10 protein-coding genes and 1 other annotated feature are annotated in these 10,783 nt (G+C 29.7%); of the genes, 9 read left to right on the top strand and 1 reads right to left on the bottom strand.

Annotation, left to right across the window (positions count from 1 at the left end; all coding sequences use genetic code 11):
• The first annotated feature begins 47 nt into the window (after positions 1-47).
• Together IO99_RS08675 and IO99_RS08670 are read left to right on the top strand one after the other, a co-directional pair.
• Complete coding sequence (locus IO99_RS08675) at positions 48-578, top strand: hypothetical protein (protein WP_035132476.1); 531 nt, start codon at positions 48-50, stop codon at positions 576-578.
• 290 nt (positions 579-868) lie between these two features.
• Complete coding sequence (locus IO99_RS08670) at positions 869-2,464, top strand: peptide chain release factor 3 (protein WP_035132475.1); 1,596 nt, start codon at positions 869-871, stop codon at positions 2,462-2,464.
• Between the two features lie 39 nt (positions 2,465-2,503).
• Here the strand turns inward: IO99_RS08670 and IO99_RS19045 are convergent, their stop codons facing one another.
• On the bottom strand, positions 2,504-2,674 hold the full coding sequence (locus IO99_RS19045; RefSeq protein WP_156964319.1) for a hypothetical protein: 171 nt from the start codon (positions 2,672-2,674) through the stop codon (positions 2,504-2,506).
• A gap of 248 nt (positions 2,675-2,922) precedes the next feature.
• Here IO99_RS19045 and IO99_RS08665 point away from each other — a divergent pair, with 248 nt between their 5' ends.
• From IO99_RS08665 to IO99_RS08635, 7 genes are all read left to right on the top strand, one after another.
• Entirely contained in the window at positions 2,923-3,492 is a 570-nt protein-coding gene (locus IO99_RS08665) for an ECF transporter S component (RefSeq protein ID WP_035132473.1), read from the top strand.
• Between the two features lie 145 nt (positions 3,493-3,637).
• A complete protein-coding gene (locus IO99_RS08660; protein WP_035132480.1) occupies positions 3,638-3,904 on the top strand; it encodes a metal-sensing transcriptional repressor in 267 nt (88 codons plus the stop codon).
• Positions 3,905-3,917: 13 nt separating this feature from the next.
• Positions 3,918-6,353, top strand: a complete 2,436-nt coding sequence (locus IO99_RS08655) for a heavy metal translocating P-type ATPase (RefSeq protein WP_035132471.1) — start codon at positions 3,918-3,920, stop codon at positions 6,351-6,353.
• 164 nt (positions 6,354-6,517) lie between these two features.
• The gene (locus tag IO99_RS08650) at positions 6,518-6,721 is read left to right on the top strand and encodes a heavy-metal-associated domain-containing protein (RefSeq protein WP_035132469.1); all 204 of its coding nucleotides are present in this window, start codon (positions 6,518-6,520) and stop codon (positions 6,719-6,721) included.
• A 286-nt stretch (positions 6,722-7,007) separates the two neighbouring features.
• On the top strand, positions 7,008-7,418 hold the full coding sequence (locus IO99_RS08645) for a hypothetical protein (protein ID WP_035132467.1): 411 nt from the start codon (positions 7,008-7,010) through the stop codon (positions 7,416-7,418).
• A 68-nt stretch (positions 7,419-7,486) separates the two neighbouring features.
• Positions 7,487-7,711 (top strand) — a binding site (T-box leader).
• Positions 7,712-7,814: 103 nt separating this feature from the next.
• Complete coding sequence (gene tyrS, locus IO99_RS08640; protein ID WP_035132465.1) at positions 7,815-9,044, top strand: tyrosine--tRNA ligase; 1,230 nt, start codon at positions 7,815-7,817, stop codon at positions 9,042-9,044.
• A gap of 101 nt (positions 9,045-9,145) precedes the next feature.
• Positions 9,146-10,783: a hypothetical protein gene (locus IO99_RS08635; protein ID WP_035132463.1), complete on the top strand. Its 1,638-nt coding sequence runs from the start codon at positions 9,146-9,148 to the stop codon at positions 10,781-10,783.

The following is a 10,783-nucleotide window of genomic DNA, read 5'->3' as shown; positions in this document are numbered from 1 at the left end:
ATGAATTAATACATTATTATAATAATAATAATAATTGGGGTGATTAAGTGGATAGAAAAATCTATGTTGTATTGACACAGACAGGAACTTTTTTTTCAAGAGCTATAAAGCTATATACTAGATATAATTATAATCATACATCTATAGCCTTAGATAAAGAATTAAAGCAATTATATAGCTTTGGAAGAAGAAAAATATATTTTCCACTTCATGCTGGTTTTGTTAGAGAACAAATTGATGGAGGAATATTTAAGCTATATAAAAGGACATCCTGTAGAGTTTATGAATTAAGTGTTACAGAAGATGAATATAATGAAGTTAAAGAGATTATAGATCGATTTGAAAGTGAACATGATAGATATAAATATAATTTTTTAGGAATTTTAGCTATAATGTTACACATTCCTTATCAAAGAAGATATCATTTTTTATGCTCACAATTTGTGGCTTACGTACTAAAAGAAGGCAAAATCATAAACTTTGATAAAGATGTTTCTTTAGTGAAACCAGAGGATTTCGATGGAATAGAAAAGGGACAAGTAGTTTATAGTGGCTTATTAAGTCAATATGCATACTAAAATTATAATTATATATTTGTGGAATTATATTTTATTATTTTAATATTTATTACAATGGCAGTAAGATACAAATATCTTACTGCTTTATTTTGGTAGAATTTAATTAAAAATGATAAATTTAGTATGATATTTAAACTGAAATTTTAGTATTAATTTTAAAGGTGATATACATAAAAACATTAATAATATTTGTGTTTATATTAATTAATATGGTATTATATAAAATGTGCTAAAAAGAGATAATATATAAATTGAAGATAATTTTAAATTTAAATAAAGGAGTTAAGGTAATGAGTGATTATATAAAGGAGATAGAGAAAAGAAGAACCTTTGCTATAATTTCCCACCCAGATGCAGGTAAAACTACACTTACTGAAAAATTACTTTTATATGGGGGAGCAATAAGATTAGCTGGGTCCGTTAAGGCAAGAAAGACATCTAAGCATGCTGTTTCTGACTGGATGGAAATTGAGAAGAAGAGAGGAATTTCTGTTACATCTTCAGTAATGCAGTTTGGATATGAGGGATATTGTATAAACATATTAGATACTCCAGGACACCAGGACTTTAGTGAAGATACATATAGAACACTTATGGCTGCAGATAGTGCAGTAATGGTTATTGATGGAGCAAAAGGGGTAGAGGATCAAACTAGAAAGCTATTTCATGTTTGTAGTATGAGAGATATTCCAATATTTACTTTTGTAAATAAGATGGATAGAGAAACAAGAGACCCTTTTGAACTTATGGAAGAGATAGAAAATGAATTGGGTATAAAATCATATCCAATAAACTGGCCTATAGGTACAGGTATGCACTTTAAAGGTGTTTATGATAGAAATAATAAACAAATTCAAATTTTTAAAGCTGGAGATCATGGGCAGTTTGAAGTAAGTGAGACTGTTATAGATTTAGAAGAAGAATCAGCAGCTAGAGAGGCTATAACTGATAGTCTATATGAAAAATTACTTGAGGACATAGAATTATTAGATATAGCTGGAGATGCCTTTGATGAAGAAAAGGTGAGAGTTGGAGAACTTACCCCTGTATTTTTCGGTAGTGCTTTAACTAATTTTGGTGTAGAACCATTTTTAGAGAACTTCTTAAAGTTAACTACAGCTCCATTAGGAAGAAATTCTGATATAGGAAAGATAGAGGCAACAGATGATAAGTTTTCTGCTTTTGTATTTAAAATTCAAGCTAATATGAATAAAGCTCATAGAGATAGAATAGCTTTTATGAGAATATGTTCAGGTCAATTTGAAAAAGGTATGGAAGTTTATCATGTTCAAGGTGGAAATAAAATAAAGCTAGCACAACCTCAACAATTTTTAGCTCAAGATAGAGAAATTGTTGATAATGCTTATGCTGGAGATATTATAGGAGTATTTGATCCAGGTATATTTAGTATAGGTGATACCCTTTGTTCACCAAGCAAGAAGTTTAAGTTTGAAGGAATTCCAACCTTCGCACCAGAACACTTTGCAAGGGTTAGAACTGTAGATACTATGAAGAGAAAACAGTTTATAAAGGGTGTAACACAGATAGCTCAAGAGGGAGCAATTCAAGTATTTAAAGAACTTCACATAGGAACAGAACAAATTATAGTAGGAGTTGTAGGAGTTCTTCAATTTGAAGTTTTAGAATTTAGATTAAAAAATGAATATAATGTAGATATAAAAATGGATATGCTTCCATATAGAAATATTAGATGGATTGAAGCTTTAGAAGGTAAAGTTGATGATTTAAGTTTAACAAGTGATTCTAAAGTTGTTAAGGATATTAAAGATAGAGACTTACTTATATTCCAAAATGATTGGGGTATTAGTTGGGCACTAGATCACAATAAGGGCTTAGTTTTATCTAATATTAGTAAAGGTGAATAATAGAAAAATTCCTCAAGTTTCTTTGAGGAATTTTTTTATTTAACTATTAAATTTATTTTTTACAGTTAGGTATTCTTCTATGTAGTCCATGGCAATAGTTAGAAGAGCTACTGCAATTATTAAATTAATTAAATTTCCTCCCATAACAAAAAATAAACCAATTAAAACTACCAATAGTAAAAAGCTACCAAACCAACGAAGATACATCATATATGTCAATCCTTTCTACATCCAAGTAAAGTAATAAGTTAGATCTTTTGACTATTTTCTCAAAAATATATAGGATTATAAGATCTGAAAGTCAAAGGTAAAATTATTTTGTGTAAAATATTTAATATTATTCTTTTATATTAAAAAATAAGGTTGAAATTCTTTAGATTTAATGTATAATTTAATTGTATGGATACTGAATATGTTGTATGGGTACAATATTGTATAATCATAAAGGGGGACTTTAAATGAAAGAAAAGGCATCAATAAAAGCATCGAGAAATAGTTTTAGAATCATTGAAATAGTTCAAATAGGACTTATGGCAGCGTTAACATATATAGCAACTGCAGTTATAGCTATACCAGTGGGAGATAATGCGGTTTTACATATAGGTGATGCAGTACTATTTTTATGTGCCATCTTACTAGGAAAAAAAAGAGGAGCTGTGGCTGCTGCTATAGGTATGACATTTTTTGATTTGTTTTCTCCATACTATATATGGGCGCCATTTACCTTTATTATAAAAGGAGTTATGGCATATATAGCAGGAGCTATAGCCTATAGAGGTGATTATCAAGGAGATAAATTTTGGAATAACTTATTTGCATTCATTGTAGCAGGAATAGTTATGATTTTTGGATATTTTCTTGCTGGAGGTTGCTTAAATCACTTTGTATATGGAATACCAACTATTGGACAAGGATTTATAGTGGCTTTAAAGGATATACCAGCTAATATACTTCAAGTAGCAGGGGGAATTGCTATAGCATTACCACTTTCCATACCGTTAAAAAAATATTTAGCTAAATATTTATAATAGATAGAGCATCACTAAAGGTGGTGCTTTATTTTTTTATATTTTGGGGCAAACTAAATTAAAATAAAAAATTAACCTATTGACAATATATAAATAGAGTACTATTATGTAGATATACCCCCTGAGGGGGGAGGGGAGGTAAATGATGAGTGAAGAAAGAAAAAAAGCTTTGCAATTGTTAAAAACAGCAAGGGGTCAGATAGATGGAATTATAAAAATGATAGAAGAGGGGAGGTATTGTATCGATATTTCTAATCAAATCTTAGCATCACAAGCTTTATTAAAGAAATCAAACTTAGAAATTTTAAAAGGACACTTAAATCATTGTGTTAAGGATGCAGCAATAAATAATAATATGGATGAAAAGATTGTGGAAATAAATAATATATTAGAAAAGATAATTACAAAATAAAGAAGGTGAAAACATGGATAATAAATCATTTAAAATAGAAGGCATGACTTGTTCTGCTTGTGCAAATAGAGTAGAGAGAGCAATTAGTAAGTTAGAGGGGGTTGAAAAAGCAAATGTAAATTTTGCTACAGAAACTTTAACTGTAGATTTTAATAAGGAAAATTTAAATTCTCAAAAGATTGAGGAAGCTGTAGTTAAAGCCGGATATGGCGTAAAGAAAAATGTAAAAACCTACAATTTTAAAATAGAAGGAATGACTTGTTCTGCCTGTGCTAATAGAGTAGAAAGAGTAACTAGAAAACTAGATGGAGTAGAAAATGCTACAGTAAATTTTGCCACAGAGAAGCTTACTATTAAAGTGAATGAAGATGAGATATCCTATGGTGATATAAAAGCTGCGGTAGATAAAGCAGGCTATAAGTTAATTAAAGAGGAAGTAAAAGATAAGGAAAACCAAGGAGAGGAAAAAAGTGAAGCTAGCAAATTACTTACAAGGTTCATATCTTCCCTAATTTTTACAGTTCCATTACTAATAATAACAATGGGTCATATGGTAGGAATGCATCTTCCATCTATAATAGATCCTATGGCTAATCCGCTAAACTTTGCATTAATTCAGTTGATACTAACCTTACCAGTAATGATAGCTGGATATAAGTTTTATAAGGTAGGACTTAAAAATTTAATTAAACTAAGTCCTAATATGGACTCACTAATATCCATAGGAACTTTGGCTGCTTTTATATACGGTATATTTGCTATATATAAAATAATGCAAGGGGATCATGAGTATGCAATGCATCTATATTTTGAATCTGCTGCAGTAATACTAACCTTAATAACCTTAGGTAAATATTTAGAAGCAGTATCTAAAGGTAAAACCTCTCAAGCTATAAAGGCTTTAATGGGGTTAGCTCCTAAAACAGCAACTATAATTAGAGATAATAAAGAAATTGTAGTACCTGTAGAAGAGGTTATAGTTGGGGATATAGTACTAGTAAAACCAGGTGAAAAGTTGCCAGTAGATGGAGAAGTTATAGAAGGAAATACATCTATAGATGAATCAATGCTTACAGGAGAGAGCATACCTGTTGAAAAATCTATGGGAAGTAGTGTAATAGGGGCTAGTATTAATAAAACAGGATTTATTAAGTATAAGGCCACTAGAGTTGGTAGAGATACTGCTCTTGCGCAAATAGTTAAGCTAGTAGAAGATGCTCAAGGTTCAAAAGCACCTATTGCTAAACTAGCAGATGTTATATCAGCCTACTTTGTACCTGTAGTTATAGGTCTTGCTATAATTGCTTCAGTGGGTTGGTTGATTGCTGGTGAAACACCTATATTTTCTCTTACTATATTTATTGCAGTACTGGTTATTGCCTGCCCATGTGCTTTAGGTCTTGCTACTCCAACTGCCATTATGGTTGGAACAGGAAAGGGTGCTGAAAATGGTGTTTTAATTAAGGGTGGAGAACCATTAGAGACTACTTATAAATTAAAAACCATAGTATTTGATAAAACAGGAACTATAACAGAGGGAAAACCTAAAGTTACAGATATTATAACTAATGGTGAATCAGAGGAAGAAATTCTTATTTTAGCAGCTAGTGCAGAGAAGGGATCAGAGCATCCACTTGGTGAAGCCATTGTTAAAGATGCAGAGGAAAAAGGTTTGAGCCTTAAAGTAATTGATAAATTTAATGCTATTCCAGGACACGGTATAGAAGTAGAAATAGATAAAAAATCTATTCTTCTAGGAAATAAAAAACTTATGATGGAAAAAAATATTAATATTTCAAGTTTAGATGAAACTTCTAATAGATTAGCTTCAGAGGGAAAAACACCAATGTATATAGCTATAGATGGAAATGCTGCTGGAATTATAGCTGTAGCAGATACTGTTAAAGCAAGTAGTAAAAATGCCATAGAAAGTCTGCATAAAATGGGTATAAAAGTAGCTATGATAACTGGAGATAATAAGAGAACGGCGGATGCCATTGCAAAACAAGTTGGTATAGATATAGTATTATCAGAGGTTTTACCAGAGGATAAAGCAAATGAAGTGAAAAAGCTTCAAGTTGATGGAAATAGAGTAGGCATGGTTGGTGATGGTATTAATGATGCTCCAGCCCTTGCCCAGGCTGATATAGGAATAGCAATAGGATCTGGAACAGATGTAGCTATTGAATCAGCAGATATAGTTCTTATGAGAAGTGATTTAATGGATGTAATATCAGCAATAAAACTAAGCAAGGCAACTATTAAAAATATAAAGGAAAATTTATTCTGGGCCTTTGGTTATAATGTATTAGGAATACCGGTAGCTATGGGAGTATTACACATTTTTGGTGGGCCATTATTAAATCCTATGATAGCTGCAGGAGCTATGAGTCTAAGTTCAGTATCAGTATTATTAAATGCATTGAGACTTAGAAGATTTAAAGCTTAATATTCCTATTTATATAGGAAACTATATAAATATTAAGCTATATAAATAGGAAACTATATAAATAGTTAACTATTTGTTCTGTTTATCAGGGTTTAAAGGCATTTGATAATTTTAATGATAATATTAAATTATCATACTAATATATATTTTAGGAGGAGAAAGTAATGAAAAAGAAAATATTAATTGAAGGAATGAGCTGTAAAAACTGTGTAGCTCACGTAAAAAATGCTCTAGAAGAGTTAGCTGGAGTTTCAGAAGTAGAAGTTAATTTAGAGGGGAAATACGCTTTAGTAGAAGCTACTGAAAGTAATGATGTTTTAAAAGCTACTATAGAAGAAGAAGGATATGATGTAGTAGGCATAGAATAAAATTACCATAATGTATATAATAGAAAAATAATAAATGTCTTAAAGTGTACTAGATTTTTATGAAAGTAAACTTTAAGGCATTTTTATTACTTAAAGTTTTAAGAAGGTATATTTAAGAATAATCTATTATGTATATAAAATAATAATAATGTGATAATTATTCACATATAATTAAAATAACAGAAATATATAAGTTAATAGGAACTATTGATTAAATATTCTGAATATTATATAATATAACTATTAAAGTTAATGTATTTTATTAAAAAGTTTGGGGGCGTTTAAAATGATTCAAGTATTTTGTAAAGAAAAAGGCTCTGGGAAAACAAAAGCATTAATGAATTTAGCTAATTCAAAGGTAAGTAGCTCAAAAGGAAATCTAGTGTATATCGATGATGACACAAGAGGACTCCTACGTATTCATAAGAACATAAGGTTTATATGTTCTAAAGACTTTAATATTCATAATTATAAAGATTTTTACGGTTTTATATGTGGCATAATATCTAAAGACTATGATGTGGAAAGTATATTTATAGACGGTATTTTGAGTGACATATGTAATGATGCGGATGATTTTAGTTCAATACTAAATAAATTAGAATATTTATCAGAAAAATTTAAAGTTGACTTTTATGCCAACGTTAGTTGTGAAGAAAATAATATACCAGATACTATTAAAAAATATGTTGTTTAGAGAAAATTAGTATTTACTCTTGAAAAATGATAATAATAATAGTAATATGTATTTAAAATAGAATATAGTAAGAGACGATGAAGAAAAGAAGTAATTAAATGAATTTTAAAGAGAGCTGATGGGTGGTGTAAATCAGTAAAGGATTTTAATGAAATACATTTTAGAGTCTTAGGTCGAAGTAGTAGTAGGCTGTTACGGTTTCCTAACGTTATTAAGGAAGAGAATAATTTAAATGCTTTTAAAGATTTTAAATTATAAATTTGGGTGGTACCACGGAAATTTTCGTCCCTAGTATTTTTATACTAGGGACTTTTTTAGTTTCTTAATTATATTTGTTAAAATTGAAATCATAGCCGAAGATTAAAGTAAAAAAACTATAAGATGTTGGAGGAAGTTATGGAAAATTACAATGTATATGACGTTTTAAAGGAACGTGGATTTTTAAAACAATTAACACATGAAGAAGAAATGAAAGAAATATTTGCAAAGGAAAAGGTAACTTTTTATATAGGATTTGATCCCACAGCAGATAGTCTTCATATAGGACATTTTATTGCTATGATGTTTATGTCTCATATGCAAAAGGCAGGGCATAGACCAATAGCTTTAGTTGGTGGTGGTACTGCAATGATAGGTGATCCATCAGGTAGAACAGATATGAGAAAAATGCTAACTAAAGAGGAAATTGATCACAATATATCTTGTATAAAAGGTCAACTTTCAAGGCTAATAGACTTTAGTGATGATAAAGCAATACTAGAAAATAATGCAGACTGGCTTTTAGATTTAAATTATGTGGATTTTATAAGAGATATAGGTTCACACTTCTCAGTTAATAGAATGCTTACTGCTGAATGTTTTAAACAAAGATTAGAAAAAGGATTATCCTTCTTAGAGTTTAACTACATGTTAATGCAAGGATATGATTTCTATGTATTGAATAAAAAATATGATTGCACAATGGAATTAGGTGGAGATGACCAGTGGTCAAATATCTTAGCAGGAATGGAACTTATCAGAAGAAAAGAAGGTAAATCAGCTTATGGTATGACATGTTCACTACTTACAAATAGTGAAGGAAATAAGATGGGTAAAACAGCCAATGGAGCAGTATGGCTTGATCCTAATAAAACATCACCATTTGAATTCTACCAATACTGGAGAAACATTGATGATGCAGATGTAGAGAAGTGTCTATGCCTACTAACATTTGTTCCAATGGATGAAGTAAGAAGACTTTCAGCTTTAGAAGGAGCAGAAATTAACGAAGCTAAAAAGGTTCTTGCTTATGAGGTTACAAAACTTATCCATGGAGAAGAAGAAGCAGAGGGAGCTAAAAAGGCTGCAGAAGCTCTATTTAGTGGTGGAGTAGACATGAGCAATGTACCTACAGTAGAAATTGCTGAAGATATGAAAGCTGCTTTAATTCTTGATATAATAGCACAAACAGGTATTGTTCCATCTAAGAAAGAAGGAAGAAGACTTATAGAGCAAGGTGGACTTACTATAAATGATATAAAAATAGAAGATGTTAATGAAACATTTAATGAAAGCTACCTAGAAAAGGATGGATATGCCTTAATAAAAAGAGGAAAGAAGAAATTCTATAAATTAGTGATAGCTTAGTAAAAAAATTTATGAGTATGCCTAATGGTATACTCATTGTTTTTGTAATATACTTCACTAAACTGAAAATGATACGATTAGTTTAATAGGGGGTGAAGTCTATGTCAAATGTATGGAAAATTAATATGGTACAAAACTATACAACAAGAGATGATTTTAACAAGCTCACCTTTAAAAAAGGAGATTCATTTTCTGCTAGAATTTTAAGGTTAGAGGGAAGTACAACTGATGTTATAATAAAGTTACTTGATGGAAGAGTATTTCCGGCAAGGGTAGATGGAGATATACTTCAAGAAAATTTAGATGATTATATGTTTAAATTTCAACTAGATGGATTTGAAGGAGGAAAATTTCTTCTTAGAATATTAGAATCAAATGTTATAGATAGCCTTGGGAACAATGGTGACTCAGCTATTAAAGATCCATTAATGGAAGAATTACTTAAAAACTTAGATTTTCCAGTAGGCAAAGAGGATGTGCCTATATTAAAATCTATGCTTAAGAACAATATTCCAATTACAGAAGAAAATCTTTTAGAAATTAAGGGACTTAAGGAGTTTATAGATCAAAGCAATAATTCTCCTAAGGAGTTAAATAAATTCATTGATAAATTTATAGAAGCTAAAGGAATACAAAATAATAGTTCTGAAGCTGAACAAATAAAAGCAACTTTAGGTAGAGTTTTAAATGAAATTAAGAACTTAAAGATAGATGACGTATTTGTTATGAAAGCTCTGGATATAAAGCTAAATGAATATAATATCAAAGCTTTTTCAAAGGTTATCTCTAATGAATACAGTATTTTACCAGAGATAAAGGAAACTACCAATGTTATTAAAGAGCAGATTATTGGCAATATTAATAAAGATACACAAGGAGAAGTTATTGTTAATAGAAATTCAACTATTAGTGAAGGTGATAAATTAATATATTCTGAAAAAGATAGTTCTCAACCTATGGTATCAATAAAGGAAAGCTTAGAAAATAAAGAAGCTATATTATCTTCAGAAAAGATGGTAAACAAAGAAGGAAAGCATTCTAATGATATTATAAATGAAAGAACAATAGGAATAGTCAATGATGAAGAGGATCTACTGGGGAAAATGGCATCCCACGGCAAGGACGAAGTAGATAGCACTAATAAACTCTTTAAGCAGCTTAAATCAGATATCATGGTAGATAGAAGTATAACTAGCACTATGGTAAAGGATGAATTAAGAGAAAAGATATCCTTTATAAAAAATGATTTAATGGAATTAATTAAGTTATCCCAGAAAGAAACTAGTACTTTTAATAATGTGATTCAAAACTTAGAAACTAAGTTTCAAGAGTTTAAAATGTTTAATACAATAAATAATAATTATTATTTTCTCAATGTTCCACTGGATATGAAGGATAAGGAATATGATTGTAAGCTGATTATTAAGGATGAAAGAAGTAAAGGAAAAAAGTTAGATACTGAAAATATTAAAATAGCGGCTAGTGTAGCCACTGTAAATATGGAAAAGGTAGATGCTTATTTAACCGTGAATAAAAATTCGGCCACTATTGAAATAGAAAGTGAAGCCACATATGTAAAGATATTAGAAAGATTTAAGGGAAAGTTAATTAATGACTTAATGGATAGTAAGTATATGTTTAATATTTTTATAAAAGAGAAAAAACATGATTTTTCTTTTTCAAATTGCAGAAGTTTCTTTGAAGATGATGATTTCACTACAATTAATACTAGAGTTTAG

It is taken from the genome of Clostridium sulfidigenes (genome assembly GCF_000732635.1).
Lineage (GTDB): Bacteria > Bacillota > Clostridia > Clostridiales > Clostridiaceae > Clostridium_J > Clostridium_J sulfidigenes.
Note: the sequence above shows the minus strand (reverse complement) of the source record. Positions and strands in the feature narration are given on the sequence as shown.

Bases quoted from the DNA above. Each gene is read 5' to 3' on its own strand.
- IO99_RS08670 (WP_035132475.1), top strand. From the start codon at position 869: ATGAGTGATTATATAAAGGAGATAGAGAAAAGAAGAACCTTTGCTATA.
- IO99_RS19045 (WP_156964319.1), bottom strand. From the start codon at position 2,674: ATGATGTATCTTCGTTGGTTTGGTAGCTTTTTACTATTGGTAGTTTTA.
- IO99_RS08665 (WP_035132473.1), top strand. From the start codon at position 2,923: ATGAAAGAAAAGGCATCAATAAAAGCATCGAGAAATAGTTTTAGAATC.
- IO99_RS08660 (WP_035132480.1), top strand. From the start codon at position 3,638: ATGAGTGAAGAAAGAAAAAAAGCTTTGCAATTGTTAAAAACAGCAAGG.
- IO99_RS08655 (WP_035132471.1), top strand. From the start codon at position 3,918: ATGGATAATAAATCATTTAAAATAGAAGGCATGACTTGTTCTGCTTGT.
- IO99_RS08650 (WP_035132469.1), top strand. From the start codon at position 6,518: ATGAAAAAGAAAATATTAATTGAAGGAATGAGCTGTAAAAACTGTGTA.
- IO99_RS08645 (WP_035132467.1), top strand. From the start codon at position 7,008: ATGATTCAAGTATTTTGTAAAGAAAAAGGCTCTGGGAAAACAAAAGCA.
- tyrS (WP_035132465.1), top strand. From the start codon at position 7,815: ATGGAAAATTACAATGTATATGACGTTTTAAAGGAACGTGGATTTTTA.
- IO99_RS08635 (WP_035132463.1), top strand. From the start codon at position 9,146: ATGTCAAATGTATGGAAAATTAATATGGTACAAAACTATACAACAAGA.